Raw genomic sequence first — 773 nt, forward strand, 5'->3', positions numbered from 1 at the left:
ATTCATTTTTATGTCGGTTTTTTGTGCGATGATGGATATTTGGATTAAACCGGCACTCTTGTTGGTTTGGGCGGCAGCCTTTTTTTGCTTTCTATCAGGATTCCTGATCGCCTTGCTTTCTGCAAACACAGACAAACGTATTTATCGGTCGCTCATCAATATTCCGGGTTTTATGTTTCTGCAGGTACTCTCATTGCTAAAAGTGAGACGTGCAAACAAACGGTCGGTGGCTACCAGACACTATCATACAAACGTTGCTAATGTAAACAGGAATGAGGATTGATCCGGTAACAAAGAATACCAGAGATGAGAAAAAGGAGAAAGAAAGTAAGGAAAGGCTTACACGACGAATTGCTATTCTTTTTTGCTTTGTTGTAATTTACTACTTTTTCATTAAACTGATGTTTCTGTAAGAATGGATAATATCAAACTGCGCGCTACCCCATCATATCTGAAAAAGAGAAAAGAGGAAGGTCTCAGGGACGCTTTTAAACGTATTGTTTTAGAAGAAAAATTAAAGAACTCTTGGGGATATGCGTTCTTTGCTTTATGTTCATTATCTATCGGTGCAGCAATTGCATACTCAGGCATTGTTTCAGCCGCTATAATTTTAGCAGTGATAGTGGGCCCGCCATTGGTATATGGAGTTGTAATGTATCCGAAATTTGGAATTATCGTGTTGATAATTGCAGCTTACCTTATCATGTGGATTTACCGGATGGGGGTTACCTTCCCTTTAGGAACTCTTATGGACGGACTACAGGCTCTGCTGA

2 protein-coding genes are annotated in these 773 nt (G+C 39.7%); both read left to right on the forward strand.

Features of this window, described 5'->3' with window-relative positions:
• A partial coding sequence (locus ACNOHI_RS24750) for a hypothetical protein (RefSeq protein ID WP_420477388.1) occupies positions 1-283 on the forward strand: 283 nt, incomplete at its 5' end.
• A 132-nt stretch (positions 284-415) separates the two neighbouring features.
• A partial coding sequence (locus ACNOHI_RS24755) for a hypothetical protein (RefSeq protein ID WP_420477389.1) occupies positions 416-773 on the forward strand: 358 nt, incomplete at its 3' end.

Source organism: Noviherbaspirillum sp. ST9, from assembly GCF_048799745.1.
Lineage (GTDB): Bacteria > Pseudomonadota > Gammaproteobacteria > Burkholderiales > Burkholderiaceae_D > Noviherbaspirillum.